The 24,248-nt window shown below is 72.4% G+C and carries 25 protein-coding genes; 10 read left to right on the top strand and 15 right to left on the bottom strand.

Annotation, left to right across the window (positions count from 1 at the left end):
• Positions 1 to 90 precede the first annotated feature (90 nt).
• Genes hisF through hisD form a run of 9 tightly spaced genes read right to left on the bottom strand, consistent with a single transcriptional unit; the run spans position 91 to position 6,116 of the window.
• Positions 91 to 852, bottom strand: a complete 762-nt coding sequence (gene hisF / locus AB0L65_RS29820; protein ID WP_355191790.1) for an imidazole glycerol phosphate synthase subunit HisF — start codon at positions 850 to 852, stop codon at positions 91 to 93.
• The gene (locus tag AB0L65_RS29815) at positions 849 to 1,259 is read right to left on the bottom strand and encodes a Rid family hydrolase (protein WP_355191788.1); all 411 of its coding nucleotides are present in this window, start codon (positions 1,257 to 1,259) and stop codon (positions 849 to 851) included. Before AB0L65_RS29815 ends, hisF begins: the two co-directional genes overlap by 4 nt.
• Before the next feature lie 21 nt (positions 1,260 to 1,280).
• Entirely contained in the window at positions 1,281 to 2,003 is a 723-nt protein-coding gene (priA, locus tag AB0L65_RS29810; RefSeq protein ID WP_364251617.1) for a bifunctional 1-(5-phosphoribosyl)-5-((5-phosphoribosylamino)methylideneamino)imidazole-4-carboxamide isomerase/phosphoribosylanthranilate isomerase PriA, read from the bottom strand.
• The gene (locus tag AB0L65_RS29805; RefSeq protein WP_364251614.1) at positions 2,004 to 2,333 is read right to left on the bottom strand and encodes a hypothetical protein; all 330 of its coding nucleotides are present in this window, start codon (positions 2,331 to 2,333) and stop codon (positions 2,004 to 2,006) included.
• A gap of 28 nt (positions 2,334 to 2,361) precedes the next feature.
• The gene (hisH, locus tag AB0L65_RS29800; protein WP_350726239.1) at positions 2,362 to 3,000 is read right to left on the bottom strand and encodes an imidazole glycerol phosphate synthase subunit HisH; all 639 of its coding nucleotides are present in this window, start codon (positions 2,998 to 3,000) and stop codon (positions 2,362 to 2,364) included.
• Positions 2,991 to 3,146, bottom strand: coding sequence for a hypothetical protein (locus tag AB0L65_RS29795; protein WP_350726237.1), 156 nt, complete (start codon positions 3,144 to 3,146; stop codon positions 2,991 to 2,993). The genes hisH and AB0L65_RS29795 overlap by 10 nt, the downstream gene beginning before the upstream one ends.
• Positions 3,143 to 3,736 carry an imidazoleglycerol-phosphate dehydratase HisB gene (gene hisB / locus AB0L65_RS29790; protein ID WP_350726235.1) on the bottom strand — a complete coding sequence of 198 codons (594 nt, stop codon included), beginning with the start codon at positions 3,734 to 3,736 and terminating at the stop codon, positions 3,143 to 3,145. Before hisB ends, AB0L65_RS29795 begins: the two co-directional genes overlap by 4 nt.
• Positions 3,733 to 4,803, bottom strand: coding sequence for a histidinol-phosphate transaminase (locus tag AB0L65_RS29785; protein ID WP_364251610.1), 1,071 nt, complete (start codon positions 4,801 to 4,803; stop codon positions 3,733 to 3,735). The genes hisB and AB0L65_RS29785 overlap by 4 nt, the downstream gene beginning before the upstream one ends.
• Positions 4,800 to 6,116, bottom strand: a complete 1,317-nt coding sequence (hisD, locus tag AB0L65_RS29780) for a histidinol dehydrogenase (RefSeq protein WP_364251607.1) — start codon at positions 6,114 to 6,116, stop codon at positions 4,800 to 4,802. The genes AB0L65_RS29785 and hisD overlap by 4 nt, the downstream gene beginning before the upstream one ends.
• A gap of 387 nt (positions 6,117 to 6,503) precedes the next feature.
• Here hisD and AB0L65_RS29775 point away from each other — a divergent pair, with 387 nt between their 5' ends.
• The 3 genes from AB0L65_RS29775 (at position 6,504) to AB0L65_RS29765 (ending at position 9,342) form a co-directional block, all read left to right on the top strand.
• Positions 6,504 to 6,698: a hypothetical protein gene (locus AB0L65_RS29775; RefSeq protein WP_364251604.1), complete on the top strand. Its 195-nt coding sequence runs from the start codon at positions 6,504 to 6,506 to the stop codon at positions 6,696 to 6,698.
• 48 nt (positions 6,699 to 6,746) lie between these two features.
• A complete protein-coding gene (gene ligD / locus AB0L65_RS29770) occupies positions 6,747 to 7,757 on the top strand; it encodes a non-homologous end-joining DNA ligase (protein WP_364251601.1) in 1,011 nt (336 codons plus the stop codon).
• Positions 7,758 to 7,860: 103 nt separating this feature from the next.
• Positions 7,861 to 9,342, top strand: coding sequence for a trypsin-like peptidase domain-containing protein (locus AB0L65_RS29765; RefSeq protein WP_364251598.1), 1,482 nt, complete (start codon positions 7,861 to 7,863; stop codon positions 9,340 to 9,342).
• A 25-nt stretch (positions 9,343 to 9,367) separates the two neighbouring features.
• On the opposite strand, the gene AB0L65_RS29760 is transcribed toward AB0L65_RS29765, so the two are convergent.
• The gene (locus tag AB0L65_RS29760) at positions 9,368 to 10,492 is read right to left on the bottom strand and encodes an MFS transporter (RefSeq protein WP_364251595.1); all 1,125 of its coding nucleotides are present in this window, start codon (positions 10,490 to 10,492) and stop codon (positions 9,368 to 9,370) included.
• A gap of 53 nt (positions 10,493 to 10,545) precedes the next feature.
• Here AB0L65_RS29760 and AB0L65_RS29755 point away from each other — a divergent pair, with 53 nt between their 5' ends.
• Positions 10,546 to 11,289, top strand: a complete 744-nt coding sequence (locus AB0L65_RS29755; RefSeq protein WP_364251592.1) for a helix-turn-helix transcriptional regulator — start codon at positions 10,546 to 10,548, stop codon at positions 11,287 to 11,289.
• 59 nt (positions 11,290 to 11,348) lie between these two features.
• Positions 11,349 to 11,804: a Cys-tRNA(Pro) deacylase gene (gene ybaK, locus AB0L65_RS29750; protein ID WP_350729233.1), complete on the top strand. Its 456-nt coding sequence runs from the start codon at positions 11,349 to 11,351 to the stop codon at positions 11,802 to 11,804.
• Positions 11,805 to 11,810: 6 nt separating this feature from the next.
• On the opposite strand, the gene AB0L65_RS29745 is transcribed toward ybaK, so the two are convergent.
• Positions 11,811 to 14,039, bottom strand: coding sequence for a transglycosylase domain-containing protein (locus tag AB0L65_RS29745; RefSeq protein ID WP_364251589.1), 2,229 nt, complete (start codon positions 14,037 to 14,039; stop codon positions 11,811 to 11,813).
• A gap of 53 nt (positions 14,040 to 14,092) precedes the next feature.
• Positions 14,093 to 15,403: a UDP-N-acetylglucosamine 1-carboxyvinyltransferase gene (gene murA / locus AB0L65_RS29740; RefSeq protein ID WP_364251586.1), complete on the bottom strand. Its 1,311-nt coding sequence runs from the start codon at positions 15,401 to 15,403 to the stop codon at positions 14,093 to 14,095.
• Between the two features lie 63 nt (positions 15,404 to 15,466).
• Between murA and AB0L65_RS29735 the strand changes: the two genes are divergently transcribed.
• Positions 15,467 to 15,988, top strand: a complete 522-nt coding sequence (locus AB0L65_RS29735) for a hypothetical protein (protein WP_355191768.1) — start codon at positions 15,467 to 15,469, stop codon at positions 15,986 to 15,988.
• A 16-nt stretch (positions 15,989 to 16,004) separates the two neighbouring features.
• Here the strand turns inward: AB0L65_RS29735 and AB0L65_RS29730 are convergent, their stop codons facing one another.
• Together AB0L65_RS29730 and AB0L65_RS29725 are read right to left on the bottom strand one after the other, a co-directional pair.
• The gene (locus AB0L65_RS29730; protein WP_364251583.1) at positions 16,005 to 17,375 is read right to left on the bottom strand and encodes an amidase; all 1,371 of its coding nucleotides are present in this window, start codon (positions 17,373 to 17,375) and stop codon (positions 16,005 to 16,007) included.
• Between the two features lie 29 nt (positions 17,376 to 17,404).
• Complete coding sequence (locus tag AB0L65_RS29725) at positions 17,405 to 18,244, bottom strand: type II CAAX endopeptidase family protein (RefSeq protein ID WP_364251580.1); 840 nt, start codon at positions 18,242 to 18,244, stop codon at positions 17,405 to 17,407.
• Between the two features lie 124 nt (positions 18,245 to 18,368).
• Between AB0L65_RS29725 and AB0L65_RS29720 the strand changes: the two genes are divergently transcribed.
• The 4 genes from AB0L65_RS29720 to AB0L65_RS29705 all read left to right on the top strand — a co-directional run bounded on the left by AB0L65_RS29720 (position 18,369) and on the right by AB0L65_RS29705 (position 23,029).
• The gene (locus AB0L65_RS29720; protein ID WP_364251577.1) at positions 18,369 to 19,514 is read left to right on the top strand and encodes a sensor histidine kinase; all 1,146 of its coding nucleotides are present in this window, start codon (positions 18,369 to 18,371) and stop codon (positions 19,512 to 19,514) included.
• A gap of 61 nt (positions 19,515 to 19,575) precedes the next feature.
• Positions 19,576 to 20,226 (top strand): response regulator transcription factor, encoded by a 651-nt coding sequence (locus tag AB0L65_RS29715; RefSeq protein ID WP_364251574.1) that lies wholly within the window; start codon positions 19,576 to 19,578, stop codon positions 20,224 to 20,226.
• A gap of 329 nt (positions 20,227 to 20,555) precedes the next feature.
• Positions 20,556 to 21,911, top strand: a complete 1,356-nt coding sequence (locus AB0L65_RS29710; RefSeq protein ID WP_364251571.1) for an amino acid permease — start codon at positions 20,556 to 20,558, stop codon at positions 21,909 to 21,911.
• 110 nt (positions 21,912 to 22,021) lie between these two features.
• Positions 22,022 to 23,029: an SGNH/GDSL hydrolase family protein gene (locus AB0L65_RS29705; RefSeq protein WP_364251568.1), complete on the top strand. Its 1,008-nt coding sequence runs from the start codon at positions 22,022 to 22,024 to the stop codon at positions 23,027 to 23,029.
• Between the two features lie 7 nt (positions 23,030 to 23,036).
• On the opposite strand, the gene AB0L65_RS29700 is transcribed toward AB0L65_RS29705, so the two are convergent.
• Positions 23,037 to 24,026: a chorismate mutase gene (locus tag AB0L65_RS29700; protein WP_364251565.1), complete on the bottom strand. Its 990-nt coding sequence runs from the start codon at positions 24,024 to 24,026 to the stop codon at positions 23,037 to 23,039.
• Positions 24,027 to 24,248 lie beyond the last annotated feature (222 nt).

The following is a 24,248-nucleotide window of genomic DNA, read 5'->3' as shown; positions in this document are numbered from 1 at the left end:
CACGCTGTCTCACCAGCCAGGTCATACCGCGATGACGATCACCACAGCAACCTGGCGATCTTCAAACAACCTCACGTGCGGAAAACGGGGCTAGCGGACCGGGTGGCCCGCCATCCGGAGCGTGTCCTTGACCTCGGAGATCTTGAGCGTGCCGAAGTGGAACACCGACGCCGCGAGCACGGCGTCGGCGCCCGCCGCGACCGCCGGAGGGAAGTCCTCCAGCCGGCCGGCGCCGCCACTGGCGATCACCGGCACCCGCACCGCGGCGCGGACCGCGCGCAGCATCTCCAGGTCGTAGCCGTCGAGCGTGCCGTCACCGTCCATCGAGTTGAGCAGGATCTCCCCCACTCCGAGCTCCTCGCCGCGGGCCGCCCACTCCACCGCGTCGATCCCGGTGCCGCGGCGACCGCCGTGCGTGGTCACCTCGAACCCGCTGGGGGTGCCGGGCGCGCGGCGGGCGTCCACGGACAGCACGACGCACTGGGCGCCGAAGCGCCGGGACGCCTCCGTGAGCAGCTCGGGCCGGGCGATGGCCGCCGTGTTGAGCGACACCTTGTCGGCCCCGGCCCGCAGCAGGCGGTTGACGTCCTCGACCGAACGCACGCCGCCGCCGACGGTGAGCGGGATGAACACCTGCTCGGCGGTCCTGCGCACCACGTCGAGCATGGTCTCCCGCTCGCCGGACGAGGCGGTGATGTCGAGGAAGGTCAGCTCGTCGGCGCCCTCCTCGTCATAGCGCCTGGCCAGCTCGACCGGGTCGCCCGCGTCGCGGAGGTTCTCGAAGTTGATGCCCTTGACCACGCGGCCGGCGTCCACGTCGAGACAGGGGATGACTCTTACGGCTACGGTCATGCTCGGTGTGCCTCGATTTCGATCTCGACCAGCATTCTCGGGTCGACCAGCCCGGCCACCCTCACTCCGGTGCAGGCGGGGCGCACCTTGCCGAAGACCTCGCCGATGGCCTGCCCGACGAGGTCGAAGTGGCGCTGCTCCACCACATAGTAACGGACCATGACCACGTCCTCGCTGGTCAGACCGCCCATCAGGACGGCCTCCAGCGCGATGTCGATCGCGGTCAGGCTCTGTCTGTAGGCGTCGCCGACATGGCGCACCTCTCCGTCGACCGTGGCGGTGCAGCCGGACACGATCACCCGGTCACCCGCCACGACGGCACGGGCATAGCCGTACCGCTCCTCCCAGATACCGCCGGAAAACACCCTGCGACCGGTGCTTTCCATACCAAAGATGCTGACGCTCATCTCGCCCCCTCCCGGCAAGAGCTACACACGTACTGCGGCTAGCGCGTTTTCCAGTGTGAACGCGTGAGCGTAGAGGGCCTTGCCCACGATGGCGCCCTCCAGCCCGTCGGGGACGAGGGACGCGAGCGCGACCAGGTCGTCGATGGAGGAGACGCCGCCGCTGGCCACGACCGGCCGGCCGGTGCGGGCCAGGATCCGGCGGTAGAGGTCGAGGTTGGGGCCCTTCAGCATGCCGTCCTTGGTCACGTCGGTGACGACGTAACGGGGGCAGCCGTCGGCCTCGAGGCGGTCGAGGACCTCCCACAGGTCACCGGCGTCCTCGGTCCAGCCGCGGGCGGCCAGCGTGGTGCCGCGCACGTCGAGCCCGACCGCGATCTTGTCGCCGTGCTCGGCGATGACCTTCCGGCACCACTCGGGATTCTCCAGGGCGGCGGTGCCGATGTTGACCCGGCGGCAGCCGGTGGCCAGCGCGGCGGCCAGGGAGTCGTCGTCGCGGATGCCGCCGGACAGCTCCACGTTCACGTCGAGCCGGCCGATGACGTCGGCGAGCAGCTCCCGGTTGCTCCCCCGGCCGAACGCGGCGTCCAGGTCGACCAGATGGATCCACTCGGCGCCCGCCTCCTGCCAGGCCAGCGCGGCGGCCAGGGGCTCGCCGTAGCCGGTCTCGGTCCCGGCCTCGCCTTGCACCAGGCGTACGGCCTGGCCGTCGACGACGTCCACGGCGGGCAGCAATACGAGCGACATTCAGATCCTCCGGTCGAAAGCGAGGGTCACGACAACGGGCACCAGCAGCAGCGAGAAGACCAGGACGGCGAGGCTGAGCGGGAGCGAGCCCCACATCAGCCACACGATGGCCTGGACGAACAGGAAGCCCAGCGCGACCACGATGTTCTGGGCGCGGTGGCGGCGGGCGATCAGGCCGCCCTGGCGGTAGAACCGCACCGGGCGCGGGGTCAGCCGGGCCAGGAGGGCGCGGCGGCGGGCCCGGCGCGCCTGCCGCTCCTCGTTGGCCCGGATCGCGCGCGCCCGCTCCGCCTCCCGCTCGGCCCTGCGGCGCGCGCGTTCCTTGCTCATGAGAGCCTGGATCGGCTGATCGGCGCGCTCACAGCGTGCCGAGCCAGTTCTTCAGCAGCACGGCTCCGGCGTCGCCGGACTTCTCGGGGTGGAACTGGGTGGCCTTGAGCGGGCCGTTCTCGACGGCGGCCACGAACGGGACGCCGTGCTCGGCCCAGGTGACCAGCGGCTCGGCGAACCCCTCGCCGGCGTGCAGCTCCCACTCGCGCACCCCGTACGAGTGCACGAAGTAGAAGCGGGTCGCGGCGTCGAGCCCGGCGAACAGCACGCTGTCGGCGGGCGCCTTGACCGTGTTCCACCCCATGTGGGGCAGCACGGGCGCCTCCAGCCGCTCCACCGTGCCCGGCCACTCGGCGCAGCCCTCGGTCTCCACGCCGTGCTCGACGCCCCGGGCGAACAGGATCTGCATGCCCACGCAGATGCCCAGCACCGGACGCCCGCCGGACAGGCGCCGCCCGATGATCCGCTCGCCGCGCACGCTCTTGAGCCCGGTCATGCACGCCTCGAACGCGCCGACGCCCGGCACCACCAGCCCGTCGGCGTCCATGGCGGCGTCGAAGTCGGACGTGACGGTCACGTCGGCGCCGACCCTGGCCAGCGCCCGCTCGGCCGAGCGCAGGTTGCCCGACCCGTAGTCGAGCACCACGACCTTCTTGCCTACCACCACAGCACCCCCGCCGTGATCGCCATCGCCGCGCCCAGCGCGCAGACGGCCGCACCGATCTTCAGCCCCTGCTTGGCCAGCGAGAACACGCCGCCGATCAGGAACAGCCCGATGAACACCATCGCGATGGCGATGGTGTTCTCGGTCACAGGACGCCCTTGGTGCTCGGCACGCCCGTGGCGCGCGGGTCGAGCTCGGACGCCTCGCGCAGCGCCCTGGCCAGGGCCTTGAACTGGGCCTCCACGATGTGGTGGGCGTTGCGGCCGTAGGGGACGTGGACGTGCAGGCAGATCGCGGCCTGCGCGACGAGCGACTCCAGGATGTGGCGGGTCATCGTCGTGTCGTACTCGGGGCCGATCATCGGCGCCATGCCCTCGGGCTCGGAGTGCACGAGATAGGGACGCCCGGACAGGTCGACGGTGACCTGGGCGAGCGACTCGTCCAACGGGCACGACGCGCTGCCGAACCTCCTGATGCCCGACTTGTCGCCCAGCGCCTCGCGGAACGCCGCGCCCAGCGCGAGCGCGGTGTCCTCGATCGTGTGGTGGGAGTCGATGTGCAGGTCGCCCTCGGTCTTGACCGTCAGGTCGAACAGCCCGTGCTTGCCCAGCTGGGCCAGCATGTGGTCGAAGAAGCCGACCCCGGTGGCCACCTCGACCCGGCCGGTGCCGTCGAGGCCGACCTCCACCAGGACCGAGGTCTCCTTCGTAACGCGCTCGACGCGGCCTACGCGACTCACAAGACTCCTTCCAGGGCGGCGCGGAAGGCCGCCATCTCCTCACCGGTGCCGATCGACACCCGCAGCCATTGTGGCGGGCCCACCTCGCGGATGAGCACCCCGCGCTCCAGCAGCCCCTCCCACACCTTGCGCCGGTCGGGGAAGCGCCCGAACAGCACGAAGTTGGCGTCGGAGTCGGCCACGGCCAGGCCCTTGGAGCGCAGCCACGCGACCGTGTCGTCGCGCTCGCGCCGCAGCGCGTCGACCGTGCCGAGCAGCTCGGCGCGGTGCCGCAGCGCCACGCGCGCCGCCGCCTGGGTGAGCGTGGACAGGTGGTACGGCAGGCGCACCAGCAGCAGCGCCTCCACCACGGCCGGGTGGGCGGCGAGGTAGCCGAGCCGGGTGCCCGCCATGGCGAACGCCTTGGACATCGTCCTGGTGACGATCAGCCGGGGGTGCTCGGGCAGCAGGGTGAGCGCCGACGGCGTGCCCTCGCGGGCGAACTCGGCGTAGGCCTCGTCGACCACGACCATGCCCCGGGTGGTGGCCAGGACGGCCTTGATGGTCTCGAGCGGCTGGGCGGTGCCGGTCGGGTTGTTGGGCGAGGCCAGGAACACGATGTCGGGCTGGTGCTCCTCGATCGCCGCCGTCGCCTTGCCGGGGTCGATCGAGAAGTCGTCCTCGCGGCTGGCCGAGATCCACTCGGTGCTGGTGCCGCTGGTGATGATCGGGTGCATCGAGTACGAGGGCTCGAACCCGATGGCCGTGCGGCCGTGGCCGCCGAAGGCCTGCAGGATCTGCTGGAGCACCTCGTTGGAGCCGTTGGCGGCCCACACCTGCTCGGTGGTCAGGCCGTGGCCGAGGTAGCCGGCCAGGTCGGCGCGCAGGGCCGTGGCGTCCCTGTCGGGGTAGCGGTTGAGCTCGCCCGCGCTCTCCCGGACCGCCTCGGCCAGGTCGGCGACCAGCTCGGGCGAGGGCGGGTAGGGGTTTTCGTTGGTGTTGAGCCTGACGGGGACGTCGATCTGGGGCGCGCCGTACGGCGACTTACCCCGGAGGTCGTCCCGGATGGGCAGGTCGTCGAGGTTCACGCGGTCTCCGTGGGAATCTGCCAGTCGAATCGGGCGCGGATCGCGGCACCGTGGGCCGGAAGGTCCTCGGCGTCCGCCAGGACCGACACGTGGGCCGCCGCGTCGGCGAGGGCGTCGCGGGTGTAGTCGACGACGTGGATGCCGCGCAGGAACGACTGCACCGACAGGCCGCTGGAGTGGCAGGCGCAACCGCCCGTGGGCAGCACGTGGTTGGACCCGGCGAGGTAGTCGCCGAGCGACACGGGAGCGTACGGGCCCACGAAGATGGCCCCGGCGTTCCGGATTCTTCCGGCTATCTCCGCGGCGTTCGCGGTGTGGATCTCCAGGTGCTCGGCCGCGTACGCGTCCACGACCTTGATGCCGTCGTCGATGGAGCCGACCAGCACGATGCCCGACTGCCGGCCGCCCAGCGCCTCGGCGATGCGCTCGGAGTGCCTGGTCGCCGACACCTGGCCCGGCAGCTCCTTCTCGACCGCGTCGGCCAGCTCAACACTGGTGGTGACCAGCACAGCGGCGGCGATCGGGTCGTGCTCGGCCTGGCTGATCAGGTCGGCGGCCACGTGGACCGGGTCGGCCGTCTCGTCGGCCAGGACGGCGATCTCGGTCGGGCCCGCCTCGGAGTCGATGCCGATGCGCCCCTTGAGCAGCCGCTTGGCCGCCGCCACCCAGATGTTGCCCGGACCGGTCACCATCGTGGCGGGCGGGCACTCCTCCGTGCCGTAGGCGAACATGGCCACCGCCTGCGCCCCGCCCACCGAGTAGACCTCGTCCACGCCGAGCAGCGCGCACGCGGCCAGGATCGTGGGGTGCGGCAGCCCGCCGAACTCCTTCTGCGGCGGGCTGGTCACGGCCAGCGAGCCGACGCCGGCCTCCTGCGCCGGGACGACGTTCATGACCACGCTGGAGGGGTAGACCGCGCGGCCGCCGGGGACGTAGAGGCCCACCCGGTCGACCGGCACCCACCGCTCGGTCACGGTGCCGCCGGGCACGACCTGGGTGGTGACGTCGGCGCGCCGCTGGTCGCGGTGGACCAGCCTGGCCCGCCTGATCGACTCCTCCAGTGCCGCCCTGACCTCGGGGGCGAGCTCACGCAGGGCCTGGTCGATGGCCTCGGCGGAGACGCGGGTGGAGGCGATCTCGACGCCGTCGAACCTGGCGGTCAGCTCCCGTACGGCTGCCGCCCCGCGATGGCGCACGTCGTCGCAGATGGGCCGCACCTTCTCCAGGGCGGCCTCGACGTCGAGCTCGGCGCGGGGCAGCACGTCGCGCAGGTTCTCCGGAAGAGAACCACGCATGTCAATACGGGAAATCACCATCACAGTCTACGGAGTCCGGCCCCTGAATCAGGTTCTGTCCACCATCCGGGATGGCGTGCCGCCCCTCACCCGGCGGTGCGGAGGGCGGCCGCGGGCGACGCTCGCCGACGTCGCAGCCCGCGGCCGCCACAGCCCCGGACCGGGCCCGCCGGGGCATCGCCGTGGCCGTCGCGGGGGCATGGCCACGGCCGGGAAAGCCGAGAGCCGTCACCCCTGCCCGCCCCGAACCCCCCGATAACGCCGAACACCTAAAAAGGCGCCAATTTCTCTTTACCCAAAGGTCGAGCGCCCATGTCCCGGAAAAGCCATCACCCCGCCCGGCAAGGCCAGGTGCGTACTTTCCCATTACGTGTCCATTCTGTCCGCGCCCCTACAGTTACCCGGGTGGGACAGTGGCGAGCCCTCGGCGGCATCCTGATCGAGGCGATCATCTTGGACGATCGCCCGCTGCTGCGTGTCTCGCACCGGGTCAACGGCACGACGTACCTGCAGGGCTACTGCGCCACCGTCGCCGAGCTCACCGCCCACGGCGTGGACCTGGCCGAGCTCGTCGAGGACACCGCGCTTGACCATCTGTAGACCCCGGCCCGCCACTGTCGATCAGCCCTCCGGGGTACGGCCTGCACCATGGTGCGGCTGCCGGCCTACGCGCCCATGCTGGCGCAGCTCGGCACCCTGACCTCCGTCCAGGGTGCGGACTGGGCCGTGGAGATGAAATGGGACGGTGTGCGCGCCCTCGCCTACCTCCAGGGCGGCGCCGTCCGCCTGATGTCGCGCAACGCCAAGGACATCACCCCCGCCTACCCCGAGCTCCAGCTCATGGCCGGCGCCACCGGCGGGCACGCCGCCGTGATCGACGGGGAGATCGTGGCGTTCGACGAGACCGGGCGGCCCAGCTTCGAGGCGCTGCAGCCCCGGATGCACCAGCGCAACCCGGCGGCGGTGGCCGAACTGGCCAGGTCGGTGCCGGTGACGTTCATGGCGTTCGACATCCTGCACCTCGACGAGGACAGCACCGTCTCCCGCCCCTACAGCGCCCGCAGGGAGCTGCTCGAGACCACGTTCACGCCCGGCTACCGCTGGGAGGTGCCCGTGTGGTTCGCCGACCACGCCGGGCTCGCCTTCGACTCCTCCCGGCAGCTCGGGCTCGAAGGGGTCGTGTGCAAGCGGATGGGCTCGCCGTACCGGCCCGGCCGGCGCAGCGGCGACTGGACGAAGGTCAAGAACGTCCGCACCGCCGAGGTCGTGATCGGCGGCTGGAAGCCGGGGGGCGGGCGGCGTTCGGGGATGATCGGGTCGCTGCTGCTGGGCGCCTACGACCAGCGGGGACGGCTGCGGTTCGTGGGGCACGTCGGGACCGGGTTCACCGAGGTCATGCTGCGCGACCTGGGCGAGCTCCTGGCGTCCCTGGAACGCGCCGACCCGCCGTTCGACGAGCCGGTGCCGCGCGAGCACGCCAGGGACGCGCGCTGGGTGGAGCCGCGCCTGGTCGGAGAGGTGCAGTACGCCGAGGTCACCGGCGACCGCCGCCTGCGCCACCCGTCGTGGCGCGGGCTGCGGCCCGATCGCGAGCCGTCGGAGACCAGTACCGCCGACTTCCTGCCCCCCGGCCGCACCGGCGACGCCGCGGCCGGCTGAGCCCTGAGACGCTATGGCGACACGGAGCGCCTAACTACGCTTCGTCTGCATTTCGTAACCTAGAGTGATCGAGACGTTGCCGATTTCACTCAAAGGGGACACCGTGCCGAAGGTCCTGGTCACCACGCTCACCACGCTGGCCGGCGTCGCGCTCGCGGTGCCCGCGACCGCCGGGCAGCAGCCCCCTTTGACACCCGTCCAGGACCGCGCCTGGGGCGCCGCGTCGTCCCCGCTGATGCGCCCCGCCCGCGCCGTGCGTTACTGGACCGCGAGCAAGCAGGCCCAGGCCAACGCCACGGAGCTGCCCAAGAGCCTGAAAGCACGGGCCCAGGGCGTCATGGAGCTGCCGAAGAGCCTGGAGGCGCTGGGTCAGCTGCGCAGCGTGCCGGAGGGCAAACGGATCACCCCGGGCGGGGACGCCAACGGCTACGCCCCCATGTCCCGCCCGTACACCGCCGCCACCCAGAGCCGCGTCACCGGCCGGCTGTTCTACGTCAACTCCAGCGGGCTGGACGACTCCTGCAGCGCGTCCGTCGTGCGCTCGGCGGTCGGGCTGCTCATCGTCACCGCCGCCCACTGCGTGTACAGCGTGCCGCTGGGCGCGTCGGCCGGCCAGTGGCACACGAACTTCGCGTTCGTGCCCGCGTACGACGGGCAGGCCGCCGACGTGCGGGGCCGCGAGCCGTACGGGCGGTGGGGCGCCCGGCGGGCGTGGAAGCCCGACCCCTACACCGGCATGAGCGGCGGCGACTGGAACTCGCACTACGACATCGCCCTCATCGAGGTCGGCAGGAAGAGCCGCACGCTCCAGGACGCCGTCGGCGCCTTCACCCCGATCCGCAACCAGGGCGGCGCGTACACCGTCGCCACGACGGGCTACCCCGGCGTGGCCGGCAGGAAGCCGTACGACGGCCAGGAGCAGCTCTGGTGCCTGGCCAAGACCGAGCCGGCCGGCGGCATCGCCGACACCGGCACCCTCTTCGCCTCCCGCATCACCGCCACGTCGGCCGGCGGACGCATGGAGACGCACAACTGCCACCTGTTCAAGGGCCACAGCGGCGGCCCGTGGCTGCTCAGAGACACCGACGACCTGATGGGCGTGCTGTCGGCGGGCACGGAGGACGGCGGCGCGGACGGCTACTCCGTCGCGAACGCCCTCAACGCCGAGAGCTACGGCGCGATCATCAAGCAGGCCGACCCGCAGGGGGTGTACGACGCGCTGTCCATCAGCACCTCGGGCCCGCGCCGCGCGGTCAGGCGCGGCGGCGGCACCGCGAACGTCAGGGCCACCGTGACCATGGGCGGGCTGATGGGCGCCGCCCAGGTGCCCGTCACGTTCAACCTCCCGGCCGGTACGCACCTGTCCTCGGTGAACGGCGCCTCGTGCAAACGCTCGGGCAGGCAGGCCACCTGCACGATCGCCGCCATCCACCCCGGGCGCCCGGTCCAGCTCACGGCTCGCGTCCGCGTGACCCGCCGGGCCGCCCGCTACCCGCGCGTCACCGCGCACGTGGACTCGTCCCGCCTCGACACGAACCAGGTCGACAACACCAGCACCCTCGCCCTCTCCACCTACCGCCGCTGACCGGCGACTCCCGGGCGATGGGTGGTCAGGCGGCGGGCTCCAGCACCGGCTCCTTCAGCGTCCTGGCCAGCAGCCAGGCCAGGGCCGGGAAGACGATCAGGCACGCCAGCGCCGTCCGCAACGTGGTGGCCTCGGCGAGCGCGCCCACCAGCGGGCTGGCCAGGCCGCCCACGCTCACCGCGAGCCCCAGGGTCACGCCGCCGGCCGTGCCCACCCGGGTGGGCAGGAAGTCCTGGCCCAGCGTGACATGCAGCGAGAACGGCGCATACAGGGCGATCGACGAGGCCGCGACGAAGACGTACGCGACGGGTCCCGGCGCCAGCACCACCCCCGCGACCGCCGGGACCGCCAGCGCGTAGGCCAGGCGCATCGTCCGCAGCCGCCCCCACCGGGCCGCCAGCCTGCCACCCAGCACGGTCCCGACCGCCCCGCCCGCGAACAGCACGAACAGCGCCACCGCGCCGGCCGCCCCGCCGCCCATGTAGAGGGCCACGAAGGCGCTCAACCCGACGTACACGACCGAGCGGAAGACGATCACCAGCGTCAGCCTCACGAACGACGGCCAGTCGTCCCGGCCGGACACCGGCGCCGCGGCCCGCGCCGCCGGCCCTCCCCCGGCCAGCGCCCGGACCGCCGGGAGCGTCGCCACCGCCCCCAGCACCGCCGGCGCGGCCAGGAACGGCGAGGCGCCCAGCCCCCACCCCGCCAGCAACGGCGTCACCAGCACGGGAGCCGACGCGAACCCCAGCGTCCCGCCCAGCGAGAACCAGCTCATCCGCACGTGGCTGCCCTCGCTCGCGATCCTGGCCAGCCGCGCGGACTCCGGATGGTAGGCCGCCACGCCGAGACCGGACAGCGCCACGGCCAGCCAGGTCAGCACGTAGGAGTCCGTCAGCCCGCCGAGCGCCACCCCGGCGCCCGCGACGAGCGTGCTCACCGGGATCAGCCACGGCATCCGCCACCTGTCCGTCAGCACCCCGAACACCGGCTGCACGACCGACGACAGCAGCGTCGCGGCCAGCACGATGCCGGACACGGCGACGTACCCGTAGCCACGGCCGGCCACCAGGAAGGGCACGAGCGCGGGGACGGCGCCCTGGTAGAAGTCCACGGCCGCGTGGCCGGCGGCGAGCATGGGGGTCCTGTTCACCCCCCGATCCTTTCCCGGTGGCGGCTGGCCCGCTTCCGATAAAATGCCAATTCATGACGGCAATCCGCCATCTGCCCGAAGCGCCGACGGGGCGGCGGCCGCTGGCGCCGGGTGCGGGCATCGACGCGCACCGGCACGACACCCACCAGATCGTCTACGCCTGCCGCGGCGTGCTCTCGGTCACCACCGGCGCGGGCACCTGGGTCGCCCCGGCCAACCGCGCCATCTGGATCCCGGCCGGCACCGTCCACGAACACCGCGCCCACGGCGACACCGACCTGTGCCTGGTGGGCCTGGCCGACAACCCCCTCGGCCTCGGCCACCCCACCGTCCTCGGCGTCGGCCCCCTGCTCCGCGAGCTGATCATCACCTACACCGCCGACGACCCGCCCCCACCGGACGGCGGGGAGCGCGAGAGGTTGTGGGCCGTACTCGTCGACCAGCTCAAGCGCGCCCCCGAGCAGCGGCTGCACCTGCCCACCGCCCGCGACCCCCGGCTGGCCGCCGTCTGCGCGATCCTGCACCGCGACCCCGCCGACAGCAGGACCCTGGCGCAGCTGGCCGTCCAGGCCGGCACCAGCGACCGTACGCTGGCCAGGCTGTGCCGGCGCGAGCTGGGCATGAGCTTCCCGCAGTGGCGCACCCAGCTCCGCCTGCACCACGCGCTGCTCCTGCTGGCCGACGGCGTCGCCGTGACCACTGTCGCCCACCGATGCGGGTGGGCCTCCGCGAGCGCGTTCATCGACGTGTTCGGGCGGGCGTTCGGGTACACCCCGGGCAGGGCCTTTACATTGTAGATTCGCTACAATCGGATCCTGTGAGCAAATCGAAAGGCAAGGGCGGGACCCCGGCCACCATGGCGCTGACCAAGGCCAAGGCCGAGTTCACGCTCCACCCGTACGAGCACGACGCCTCGGCCCAGGCCTACGGCGAGGAGGCCGCGGACGCGCTCGGCGTCCCGTACGAGCGGATCTTCAAGACGCTGGTGGCCGAGGTGGAGAGCGGGCTGGCGGTGGCGGTCGTGCCCGTGTCGGGCAAGCTCGACCTCAAGGCCCTGGCCGGCGCTCTCAACAGCAAGCGGGCCGCCATGGCCGACGCCGCCAAGGTGGAGCGCGTCACCGGCTACGTCGTGGGCGGCATCAGCCCCCTGGGCCAGCGCAAGCAACTCCCCACGGTGGTCGACTCCTCGGCGCTCGACTTCGAGACGATCTACTTCTCGGCCGGGAAGCGCGGCCTCCAGATCGAGACCGCGCCCGACAACCTCATCACGCTCACCAGGGCCGTCACCGCCCCCATCGGCAAGTCCTCCTGACCGCGCTCATCGCCGCCGCCCGGGCTCCGACCTCTCCAGGGGCGACTGGCCGACGAGCCATTCGAAGAGCCGCCGGCGCCCCCAGAAGAAGGGGTGGTCGCCGCGTCCCCGGCCGCCCTCCGCCTCGCGCCTCTTCCGCTCCTCCTCGGCGAGCGCCTGCTCCAGCCCCGGCGTGTTGCCGCCGCCGAAGCGGGCCATGTCCGGCCCGGAGAAGCCCTTGGGCTCGACGTCCCGCAACGCTGATTCCATCGACTCCACCCAGATCGGCCCGGGCAGCGACGCCCCCTGCACCGCTCCGTAGTAGTCGTCCCCGATCTGCACCCCCTGCAGCGGGAAGCGGTACGACCCGCGGATGTCCCCCACGCTGACCGCCGCCGCCAGCGCGGGCGTGTAGCCGGCGAACCAGGCCGAGGTGTAGCCGTTGTTGGTGCCCGTCTTGCCGGCGGCCGGCCGCCCGATGCTCTGGCCCTGCATGGTGCCCTTGGAGAAGACGCCCTCCAGCACGTAGTTGACCGCGTCCGCGACCTCCTCCTCGATGGCGCGCTCGCACGCGGGCGGCACGTGGGTGCGCCGCCCGTCCCTGCCGACGATCTCGACGATCGCCAGCGGCCGGCAGTAGATCCCCCTGGCCCCGAACGCCGCGAACGCCGCCGCCACCGTCACCGGGTCCATCTCGTTCACGCCCAGCGTGAACGTGGGCACCTCCTTCAGCGGCTCCCCGTCCGCCCTGGCGATCCCGAGCGCCTTGGCCGTCCGCACCACGTTGCAGAGCCCGACCTTGCGCTCCAGCATCATGTAGAAGATGTTCACCGACTTCCAGGTGCCGGTCTCGATGCTGTGCGGGCCGCCGGAGCCCTCGCCGGTGGCGTTGAGTATGCGGGTGTCCGGGTCGTTCACGGCGTGGCCCGCGCAGTCGCGGTAGCCCTGCCCGGGCACGAGTTCGCCCGGGGTGTTGAAGCCGTCGCCGAACCGCCACCCCTGCTGGAGCGCCGTGGCCAGCGTGAACACCTTGAACGTCGACCCGGCCTGGAACCCCTGACCGCCTCCGTGCGCCACGTCCGCGGCCAGGTTGAAGGTGGTCTTGGGGCCGTTCTTCCGGTTGCCGGGGTTGCGGCCGAAGCGTTTGCTGGCCGCTATCGCCCTGATCCTCCCGGTTCGCGGCTCGACCATGGCCTCGGCGGCCACCTCCGTGTCCTCCGGCCAGACGTGGCGGCGGATGGCCTGCTCGGCGGCGCTCTGCGCGATCGGGTCGAGGCTCGTCCTGATCGTCAGGCCGCCCCTGGCCATCCTGGTCCGCCGCTCGGCCTCGGTGTTGCCGAAGACGGGGTTCGACAGCAGCTCGCGCTGGACGTAGAGGCAGTAGAAGGGATAGGCGCTCTGCTCGCACCCGCCGGGCTCGGGCCTGAGCTTGATGGCCAGCGGCGCGGCCTTGGCGCTCGCCGCCTCCTGCGGGCTGATCAGCTTCAGCCCGGCCATGCGGTCGAGCACGAGGTCCCGACGCGTCTTCAGGCGCTCGCGATGGTCCCGGCCGAGCGAGGGGTCGGTCGAGTACGGCATGCGCACCGCGCCGGCCAGCGTGGCCGCCTGGCCCAGGGTCAGCCGGGAGGCCGACGTGGAGAAGAAGCGCCTGGCCGCCGCCTCCACGCCGTGGGCTCCGGCGCCGAAGTAGGCGATGTTGAGGTAGCGCTCCAGGATCTCGTCCTTGCGGTACTTCTTCTCCAGCGCCAGCGCGAGCCGCAGCTCGGTGATCTTGCGGGCCAGGTTCGGGGCGCGGGCGCGGTCGCGCTCGGCCTCGGTGCGGGCGGCCTCGATCAGGATGTTCTTGACGAGCTGCTGCGTCAGGGACGAGCCGCCCTGCTTGATGCCGCCGGCCTGCGTGTTGGTGAGCAGCGCCCGGAACGTGCCCCGGATGTCGAGGCCGCCGTGCTCGTAGAAGCGGGCGTCCTCGATGGCCACGATCGCCTTGCGCATCACCGGGGCGACGGCGCTCAGCTGCACGGCCGTCCGGTTGGCCTCGTAGAACTGGGCGAACGTCCTGCCGTCCTTGTCCAGCAGTCTGGTCACCTGGTCCAGAGGCTCTTCACGCGGGGCGGGCGGCAGGTCGACGAAGGTGCTCGCGACGTTCTTGGCGGCGATGCCGCCCCCGCTCACCACGGGCGCGGCCAGTGCCGCGGTCAGCACCCCTCCGAGCGCCCCCGCCAGCCCGAGCGCGCCGACGGATCTGAGTACGGTCACGTCACATGATCTGCGACGTCCGGATCCGCGCCAAACGCCCGCTTGTCACCTGTTTACCGTTGCCTGCGGATGTGCAGACCGAGCGAGGCGAACTGTTCGAACGGCCGGTGGTAACCGCGTTCGATGTGGTGCACTCCGCGCAGCGTGGACGGCCCGTCGGCGACGGCGGCCGCCAGCACGGCCGAGAACCCCGCCCGGATGTCGGGCAGCGTCACGTCGGCGCCCTTGAGCTTGGACACGCCGCGCACGACGGCCGAGTGCCTGGCGTTGGTGTCGTGGTACCGGCAGGCCGGCCCGCCCAGGCACTGGTCGAACACCTCGATCTCGCAGCCCATCTTCTGCAGCGCGGGCACGTACACCAGGCGGTTCTCGAAGACCGTCTCGTGCAGCACCGACATGCCCTGGCTCTGCGTGAACAGCACCATGAGCGGCGTCTGCCAGTCCGTCATGAACCCGGGGTGGGTGTCGGTCTGCACGGCCGCCGAGCGCAGCCCCTCGGGCGGCGCGGTGGCGCACAGGTACTCGTCGTTGATGTCGAACTGGGCGCCCATCCTGGCCAGCGTGGTGATCGCGGTGACCAGGCGGTCCTGCGGGCAGCCGTGCACCCGCACCTCTCCCCCGGTGACCAGGCCGGCCGCCAGGTACGAGAACGCCTCGATGCGGTCGCCGGTCAGCCAGGTGGAGGCGCCGCGCAGCCGTTCGACGCCCTCGATGACGATCCTGCGGTCGGGGGAGAGCTCGATCCTGGCCCCCATCCGCTGCAGGAACAGCGCCAGCTCCACCACCTCGGGCTCCATCGCGGCGTTCTTCAGCACCGTCTTGCCCTCGGCCAGGACCGCCGACATCAGGACCGTCTCCGTGGCGCCGACGCTCGGGTACGGCAGCTCGATCCGGGTGCCGTGGAGCCGGCCGGCCTTGGCGAAGATGCCGGTGTCGCCCACCTCCACCTCGGCGCCCATCGCGCGCAGGGCCTCCACGTGGAAGTTGACCGGCCGCCGCCCGATCGGGTCGCCGCCCACCAGCGGGACGAACGCCTCCCCCGCCAGGTGCAGGAGCGGGCCGAGCATGAGGATGGGGATGCGGTTCAGGCCGGTGAACGCGTCCGGCACCCTCGGCTCGATCGCCTCTCCCCGCGCGATCCTGATCTCCGTGCGGGAGATCTCGACATGGATGCCCAGCGCCCGCAGCATGGCGGCGGTGATCTCCACCTCGCCCACCTCCGGGGCGTTGTGGATGCTGCTCTCCCCGCCGCCCAGCATGGCGGCGACCATGTGCTTGGAGACTCCGTTCTTGGAGCCGCGTACTTCGACGTCCCCCCGGAGCGGGCCGGAGGGTTCTATCAACCAGACCTCTTCTGCAATCACGAAGCGAGCCTAGCCGGGGGATACCATCGAGCTGATTCGGATACACATGTAAGGGGGAGTGGCGTGACGAGGGAAGTGCGCGCTTTCGCGGTAACTGTCCTCGCACTCGCCACTCTCGGAGCGGCCGCCGGGCTGGTCTGGTCTGGGATCACGCCACGGGCGCCGTACCAGGTCACCGATCAGGGGACGGTGCTGGCCGACCCGTCCACGCAGGCGCTGATCGCGGCCGACGGGTGGTTCGCGGTGATCACCGGCGGGCTGGGGCTGCTGTGCGGCGGGGTCGCGTGGTTCGCGGCGCGGCGGTGGATGCTGCCGGTGCTGCTCGGGCTCTGCGCCGGCGGCGTCCTGGGGGCGATGCTGACGCTGTGGGTCGGGTCCACGTTCACGATCGGGGCGGTCGTCATCGAGGCCGCCGCCACGCCCGGGGTGAAGGTCGTCCCGGGCGCGCTGAAGCTGACGGCCTCCGGCGTGCTGGTGTCCTGGCCGCTGCTGGCGGTGGGGCTGTTCGGGTTCCTGGAGGGCATGCACGGGTACCGCGAGTCGCCGCTGCGCCACCCGTACGGCGACCCGCCCGAACCCCTCTAAGCCGCCCGTACGGCGGTTACAGCGGCGGGCGGCGCTCGCCGTGGCGGGTGGCCTGCTCGAACGCGCGGGCCACGCGCAGGACCCTGGCGTCCTCGAACGGCCGGCCCACGATCTGCACCCCCACCGGAAGCCCGTCCGCCGTGAACCCGGCCGGCACGGACGCGGCCGGCCCGTGCAGCACGCTGATCCAGTACGCGGAGCGCATCCAGGCGAGGTAGTCGGGCATCGGCTCCCCGTTGATCTCGCTGACGTGGGGCTGCTCGACCGGGAACGGCGGCACCTGGCTGACGGGCGTGATCAGCACGTCGTAGGTGTCGAAGAACGCGGCCATCCGCTGGTAGAGGCGGCTGCGGCCCCGCTCGGCCCGGGCCAGGTCGGCGCCGGTGACCTTGCGGCCCTGCTCGACGTTCCACGCGGTGTTGGGGCCGAGCCCGGTCACGTCGCCGAAGGACAGCGCGTAGTTCCACGCCCGGTAGGTCCGGAACGCGTCCTCGGCCTCCGACAGGTCCAGCTCGACCTGCTCGACCAGGGCCCCCAGCCGCTCGAACACCGCCGGCGCCGTCGCGGTGACCTCCGCCGTCCTCGGGTCCACCGGCAGGCCGCCCAGGTCCGGGCTCCACGCCACGCGCAGCCCCCGCACGCCCTCCTCCGGCTCGGGGGCGAAGACCTCCTTGATCGAGTACGGGGAGCGCCGGTCGAACCCGGCGATCGCCCCGAACATCAGCGTGACGTCCTCGACCGTCCTGGCCATCGGCCCCTGCACGGACAGCGTGTACCAGGCGTTGGTGTCGGACGGGTCGGGGACGCGGCCCGGGGTGGGGCGCAGGCCGACGACGTTGCAGAAGGAGGCCGGGTTGCGCAGCGAGCCGCCCATGTCGGAGCCGTCGGCCAGCGGGACCATGCCGGTGGCCAGGGCCGCGGCGGCGCCCCCGCTGCTGCCGCCGGCGGACTTGGACAGGTCGTAGGGGTTTCTGGTGGCGCCGAACACCTCGTTGACGGTGTGGGAGCCGGTGCCGAACTCCGGTGTGTTGGTCTTGCCCATGGTGATGGCCCCGGCGGCGCGCAGCCGCCGGACGATCAGGTCGTCCTGGGCCGGGACGTTGTCGGCGAAGAGCGGCGATCCGTACGTGGTGCGGATGCCGGCCGTGTCGACGAGGTCCTTGTGCGCGACGGGCAGGCCGTGCAGCGGACCGGCCGGCTCCCGCGCGTCGGCCGCCTTGGCCGCGTCGAGCGCCTGCTCGGCGACCAGGGTCACGATGGCGTTGACGCGCGGGTTGACCTGCTCGATGCGGTCGAGGTGGGCTTGGACGACCTCGACGGCGCTCACCTGCCTGGTCCTGATCAGGTGCGCCAGCTCGGTCGCGGTCGAGTAGTGCAGTTCGCTCACCCTTGGATCCTGCCCCACGAGCCGTGGCGCTACGACGGCGAGGGTTGCCCACTCCGGTCGCGACCGCTCGTCGGATCACCACCGCTCACGGATTCGGTGTGGCCACCCCTCCGTCCGGCCAGGATGAGCAGGCCGGTGACCGTGAGCGTGGCGGCCATGATGACGAGCTGCACGCCGTACTGGATGTCCTGGGTCGGGAGCACGATGTTGCCGGTGTGGTAGCCGGTGTGCACGCCGACCGCCATCCACACCGCTCCGGTGCGCGCCCGCGCCGCCGCGCCGGCGAAGCCGAGGGCGGTCGCATGGAGCACGTAGAGCAGGCGTTCGGCGGGCGTGTCCGCCGCGCTCCCGGAGATGATGTGCAGCGCGCCGAAGCACACGGACACCACGATCAGCACGGTCCTCGGGGACAGTCGGCCCGAGAGCGTGTCGAACAGGTGCCCCCGCCACAGCAGTTCCTCGGGGAACGCCTGCCCGAGCAGGGCTATGGCGACGTTGAGCAACACCCAGGGCAGTTGGGGGCCCACCAAGTCCCACCACGGCGTCAGGGTGGCCACTCCGAGGGCCACCGACAGCCCGTTGGCGGCGATTATCGCGGCCGCGCCCGCCATGACGCCCGCGAGCAGGTGCGGCACGGCCCGCCAGGACCTCGTGAGCCCCACGCCCCGCCACGACTGGCGGCCGAGGAAGCGGCGGATCAGGTAGACGAGCCCGAGCGACGTCAGCGTGGTGACGGTCACGGCGACCGGCAGGTAGAGAGGGCTGCCCGCGTCCAGGAACAGACCTGTGAGACGGCTCGCGGCGAGCACCTGCGCGAACATCGCGGCGACGGTGATCAGCACGGCCCAGACAGGATGAGTGGCTTTCATGGACCGCCACGCTAGGGAGCCCCGCGACGCCGCACATCGGCCTGCGGTCTGAACCCGCCATGACCTTCGTCATGGGTCCTCAAGGAGGATCACAACGCCCTCGCGGGAAACTATGGTCGAAGCCATGCAGCGTCCCCTGGCCCGGCTGCGCGTCCCCGACCGGCCCGTCCTGTTCACCGTCGTGTTCTGGGTGGTGCTCGCCGCCACCGGGGCCGTCGCGTACGCGGCCGAGCCCTCGACGCCGCCATGGGCCGTACCCTTCGGCGTCAACCTCGCGCTCGTGGCCGTGCTGTGGCTGCTGCTGCCCTGGCGGCGCCGCGAAGGGTGGCGGCGGCCTCTGCCGGTGGCGTTCCTGCTGGCGACGTTCGCCCTGGGGTTCACGGGTTCGGCCGAGATCCATCAGCTGCTGACGCTCCTGGCGATCGCCAATGTGGCGTTCGTCCACGGTATGCGGACCGCGGCCGTCATCGTCGGCTGCCTGACGGGCGGGCTCTTCGTCACGACCGCGGTGGCCCACGGCATTCCGGAGGCCACCGTGCAGACGGTGGTCACCGTCGTCTTCGCCGCGTTCGTGCTGGGCATGACGTCGGCCGTGCTGGAGGCGCGGCGCAGGCGGGAGGAGGCGCGGCGGCTGCTGGCCCGGATCAGGGAGCTGACGGTCGCCCAGGAGCGGGCGCGGATGGGCGCCGAGATGCACGACTCCATCGGCCACCACCTGACGGTGATCAAGCTGAGCCTGGAGAACGCCGAGCGGTTCCGCTCGCGCCGCCCCGACGCCGCCTGGGACGAGGTGCGCCAGGCGAAGGAGCTGACCGTGGAGGCGCTGGCCGACGCCCGCCGGTGGGTCCGCGCGCTGCGCCCGCTCGCGCTCGAGGGCCGCGTCGGCAGCGCGGCGCTGGAGCGGCTGGCGGCGTCGTTCGACGGCACGGGGCTGGCGGTGTCCTTCGACGTGGTGGGCGGCGAGGTGCCCCTGGAGCCCGACGTGGAGCTGGTGCTCTACCGCGTGCTGCAGGAAGGGCTCACCAACGCGGTCCGGCACGCCGGGGCCCGCCACGTCGACGGCACGCTCACCTTCTCCGGCGAGGCCGTCGTCCTGGCGGTCGCCGACGACGGCAACGGCCGCGACCGCGAGGGACGTGGCGGGTTCGGCCTGAGCTCGCTCGCCGAGCGCGCCCGTGCCGTGGGCGGCACCCTGGTCGCGGGCGACCGGCCGGGCGGCGGCTTCGAGGTGCGGGCGGAGCTGCCCGTCCGGGCGAAGGTGGCGACGTGAGGACGATCAGGGTGCCGCTGGAGGCGCGGGCGGAGCTGCCCGTCCCTGTGAAGGTGGCGGCGTGAGGGCGATCAAGGTGCTGCTGGTCGACGACCAGGAGCTGATGCGGCAGGGCCTGCGCAAGATGCTGGAGATCGAGGACGGCATCGAGGTGGCGGGCGAGGCCGCCGACGGCGAGGAGGCGCTGCTGGTGGCCGCCGAGTGCCGCCCGGACGTGGCGCTGGTGGACGCCAGGATGCCCAGAATGGACGGCGTCGAGCTCATCTCCCGCCTGTCGGCCCGGCACCCAGGAGTGGCCGCGATCGTGCTCAGCACGTTCGACGAGGACGACTACATCTTCGGCGCGCTGCGCGGCGGCGCCGTCGGCTACCTGCTCAAGGACTGCACGCCGGAGGAGCTGATCGACTCCGTCCGCCGCGCCGGCCGCGGGGAGACGGTGCTGGCCGCACCGGTGGCCGCCCGCCTGGTCGCCGAGCTCCGGCGCACGCCGCCCGCGCCGCCTCCGCCGGCCGCGCCTCGGGACCGGTTGTCGGCCCGGGAGGCGCAGGTGGCCGCGCTGATCGCCGCGGGGGCCTCCAACCGCGAGATCGGGGCCCGGCTGCGCATCACCGAGGGCACGGTGAAGAACCACGTCTCCAGCCTCCTCCGCAAATACGCCCTCCGCGACCGCACCCGCCTCGCCCTCCACCTCAAGGACCCCCCACCCTCCTGACCCCCGCCACCCCATCACGCACGGGCCCGAGCCGCGGACGACCACCATCACACCCGCAGGCGGTTCCCAGCCCCTCCCGGAGACCGCTACGACCGCCGTCACGCCCCCAAGCGGATCGCACCCCCACCCGGAGACCACGACAGCCGCCGTCACGCTCCCAGACGGATCCCGGCCCCTCTCGGGTGGGGTTGTGCGCTCCGGCTCCAGCGGTCCGGACCGACATCCTGATGCCCGCGCCCGGCCCCCCGTCCGGACCGGCGCGCCGGGACCCCCGTGGCCGGCAGCACCGATATCGTCGTGTTCACTGTACGTAGTTGAGGAGACACTCGGTGCGCACGCAGACGGACGAAGGCTACCGGCACGCGCTCGGCAACCGCCAGGTCCAGATGATCGCGATCGGCGGGGCGATCGGGGTCGGCCTGTTCCTCGGTTCGGGCGGCCGGCTGGCCGCCGCCGGGCCCGCCCTGGTGATCTCGTACGCCACCGCCGGGGCGGCCGCGTTCTTCGTCATGCGGGCGCTCGGCGAGCTCGTGCTCTACCGCCCGGTGGCGGGGTCGTTCGTCGAGTACGCGGGCGAGTTCATCGGCCCGTGGGCGGCGTTCGCCAGCGGCTGGATGTACTGGATCAACTGGGCGTTCACCGGCATCGCCGAGCTGACCGCCATCGCCGCCTACATCCATTACTGGGCTCCGGCGTTCCCGCAGTGGCTGACGGCGCTCATCGCCCTGGGCTTCGTGCTGTCGGTCAACCTGGTGTCGGTCCGGCTGTTCGGCGAGCTGGAGTTCTGGTTCGCCATGCTGAAGGTGCTGGCGATCACGATCTTCCTGGTGGTCGGCCTGGTCCTGGTGGTCTTCGCGGTCGGCCAGGCGACCCCGCACAACCTCGTCTCCCACGGCGGCTTCTTCCCCAAGGGCTTCCCGATGGTGCTGATGAGCCTGCAGTCGGTGGTGTTCGCGTACGCGTCGATCGAGCTGGTCGGCATCACGGCGGGCGAGACGGCCAGGCCGCACCAGGTCATGCCGAAGGCGATCAACGGCGTGGTGTGGCGCATCGCGATCTTCTACGTGGGCTCGGTGGCGCTGCTGGCGATGGTCCTGCCGTGGACCGCGTATCGCGCGGACACCTCGCCGTTCGTGACGGTCTTCGCGGGCCTCGGCGTCCCGTGGGCCGCCGACGCGATGAACCTCGTGGTGATCACCGCCGCGCTCTCGTCCTGCAACTCCGGCCTGTACGCCACGGGCCGCATCCTGCGCTCGATGGCCATGAAGCAGGAGGCGCCCGGGTTCACGGGCACGCTCAGCTCCAGGTTCGTCCCGATGGGCGGCATCCTGTTCACGGCGGCCATGTTCCTGGCCGGGGTGGCGCTGTTCTACTTCCTGCCCGAGCGCGCCTTCAACATCGCCACCGCCGTCGCCTCCCTCGGCGTGATCACGACCTGGGGCGTGCTCGTCTGGTGCCAGATGCGGCTGCGCCGGTCGGGCCACCTGTCGGTGTTCCCGATGCCCGGCGCGCCGTACACGAACTGGTTCACGCTGGCGTTCCTGGTGCTCGTCGTCCTGCTGATGCCCTTCGCCGACCCCGACCAGCGGGTGGCGTTCTTCCTCATCCCGGCGCTGGCCGCGGCCATCGCCCTCGGCTGGCGGGTGGTCAGCCGCCGCCGAACCGTCAACGGCGGCCGCCCCTGACTGAGTACTCTCGATGTGCCGGCACAGAGCCGCCGCACACGGGGGAGGCCGCACTGGACGAGGCGACACGACAGACGCCGAGGTGGACAAAGCGGGCGATAGTCCAGACCGTGGCGGCCGCCGCCGTCGGCGCCGCGCTTGCCGTGGCATGCGCGCCCTTGGGCGTCTTACCGAGGCTGGCCTGCGCCGTGCTCGGCGCGGGCTGCCCGGCCGATCAGGAGCCGCACGGGAGGCTCCCGCAGGCGACCCGCCTGACGCCCGTGCAGGTGGCGCAGGGCGGCATGTACGTCGCGCTGGGCGACTCCTACTCCTCCGGCGAGGGCGTCTGGGACCTGGACCACGAGCCGCTCAACGACGGCGCCGACCGCTGCCACCGGGCGACGGGCTCGTACGTGCCGCTGGTGGCGCAGACCTACCGCTTCGGGGGCGGCACCGCCTTCTACGCCTGCAGCGGCGCCACCACCACCCAGATCCTGTCGGGCCAGTACGGCCAGAAGCCCCAGATCACCCGGGTCGGCCCGAACGCCAGCCTGGTGACGCTGAGCATCGGCGGCAACGACGCCGGGTTCACGAAGGTGCTCACGGGCTGCATCGTCAAGCTGCCGTGGTCGTCGGCGTGCGTGGAGCAGGACGCCGCCGTCGCCCGCCGCATCGACGAGTTGCGCCCCAGCCTGACCAAGGTGCTGCGCGAGGTGCGGACGCGGGCGCCGAACGCCCGCATCATCGTCCTCGGCTACCCCCGGCCCTTCCCCAAGGACCCCGTGGCGACCGTCGACAACATGAGCGCCGAGGACCAGACCTGGCTGAACGGGATGACGCGCCGGCTCAACGACACGGTGGCCTCGGTGGTGTCCGACTTCGACCGGACGATCGCGGCGTTCGGCGTGCCGGGGAGCGTGGAGTACGTGGACGCGTACGAGGCGTTCACGGGGCACGAGGTGGGCCGGCCGCAGCCGTACCTGAACGGGTTGAGCGTGAACATGGACGAGCTCAAGGTCAACGCCCGCAGCTACCACCCGACGGGCGACGGCTACCGCCGCTTCGCCGAGCTCATCACCAAGCAGATCGCCGCCGGGCCGGGCCGCCCCATGAACAACGTCCGCCTCGACGCTCCCTGACGCCCGCTCACTCGGCCGAGCGCTCCTCGGCCAGGTGGAGGCCCGCCTCGATGACGGCGTTCATGATGGGCGCGAGCCGGGCCTCCCCCAGCGACGGGGCGCGCAGCGCCATCCGCGACACGAGCGCGCGCTCCCGGGCCATGTCGCGCCCCGCGAACCCGCCCACCGGCTTGATCCGCTGCACGATGCCCGCCAGCGCCGCCCGCCGTTCGAGCAGCGTGGCCAGCGCCGCGTCCACCCGGTCGATCGCCTCGCGGCACTCCGGCAGCGTGGCGGGCGCCTCGGGCCGCACCAGGGCGCCCACGACCGTCACGGCCTCCTCGGCCGCGCGCAACACGGTCGCCGGGGAGAGCTCCTGACGGGCCTCGGCGAGGCTCCCGGGGCCCACGAACTCCAGCGCCCCGCTCCTGGAGGGCTCAGCCGTCCGGGCTCCCACATAGGTCCCGAGCTTGGCCGGCCCACCAACCGGCGCGGTGCCCCGTTCGGCCGAGTCCACGACGAGCCCGTCGGCGCCCGCCGCCACCGCCGCCGCGGACAGCGCCGCGTCCCGCGAGACGTCGGCGAGCACGGGACGCCCCGAGACCGCGCGGGCCGCCCGCATCAGCCCCAGGTCCAGCCGGCCGCCCTCGCACAGGAGCACCCGGCCGTCCCCCTCCCGCGCGCAGTAGTCGGCCAGCTCCAGCCACTCCTCCAGCGAGGCGGCGGGCCGCCGCTCCACGACCACCGGCAGCCCGAGCCCGGCCGCCGAGCGCACCAGCGGGATGTCGCGCGTCCACGACGAACCCACCACGACCGCGTCCGCCCGCTCGGCGATGGCCGGCAGATCTGCGGCCGAGTACGGCTCCACCAGCGTGGCGTGCTCGCCCAGCACCTCGTACGCGTCGGCCTCCCCGCGGTGCGCCCGCAGGTCGACCCGGCCGCCGATCACCACGGCGGGTCCTTCGCCCACGAGCGTTCCGCCCACCGCCACGGCGCGCCGTTCCAAGGTCGATGACATCCTCGACTCCCCCAATTCGGGCCGGCCCCTGCGCAGCCGGCGGGAAAACCAAAAAGGCAGAGACGGGTTGTCTCTGCCTCGTGCCGGCTCCAGGTGGTCGCTAGCTGACGACCGGCTCTCCCGGAGCCGGCTCGATAAAGGCGTAGCGACAAGTCATGTCTGAAACACTACACCCATGGCTTCACCTGCTGGACGGTGCCACTCACATGACGGACTGTCCTT

Source organism: Nonomuraea sp. NPDC052116 (genome assembly GCF_040680035.1).
In the GTDB taxonomy this organism is placed as follows: domain Bacteria; phylum Actinomycetota; class Actinomycetes; order Streptosporangiales; family Streptosporangiaceae; genus Nonomuraea; species Nonomuraea angiospora_A.
The sequence above is the reverse complement of the archived record's forward strand: the minus strand, read 5'-3'. Positions and strand labels throughout refer to the sequence as shown.